This window comes from Variovorax sp. KBW07, assembly GCF_003852515.1.
In the GTDB taxonomy this organism is placed as follows: Bacteria; Pseudomonadota; Gammaproteobacteria; order Burkholderiales; family Burkholderiaceae_C; genus Variovorax.
Genome location: NZ_QAJK01000204.1, coordinates 1 through 329, shown reverse-complemented (window position 1 = coordinate 329; position 329 = coordinate 1). Strand labels below are relative to the sequence as shown.

Annotated in this window: 1 pseudogene; it reads left to right on the top strand. The window is 66.0% G+C overall.

The features are described 5' to 3' along the window. Positions 1–329 (top strand): annotated as a pseudogene (locus tag DBV14_RS31295) (hypothetical protein); the annotation flags it as partial.

Genomic DNA, 329 nt, shown 5'->3' with positions numbered 1-329 from the left:
GGCCCGAGCGTGACCACGGCCGGCATCGATGCCGGTGGCAAGCCGATCACCAATGTAGGTGCGGGAACGAACGATACGGATGCCGCCAATGTGGCGCAGGTGAAGGCGGCGGAGGCCAAGGCCGGAAACGCCGTGCAGTACGACAAGAACGCGGACGGTACGCCAGGCAAGAGCGGCGTGACGCTGGGCGGGCTCAATGCCGACGGCACACCGGCAACGGCACCCGTGAAGCTGGCCAATGTGGCTGACGGCAACGTGGCTGCGGGTTCGAAGGACGCAGTCAACGGCGGCCAGTTGAACACCACGAACCAGAACGTCACCAACCTGGG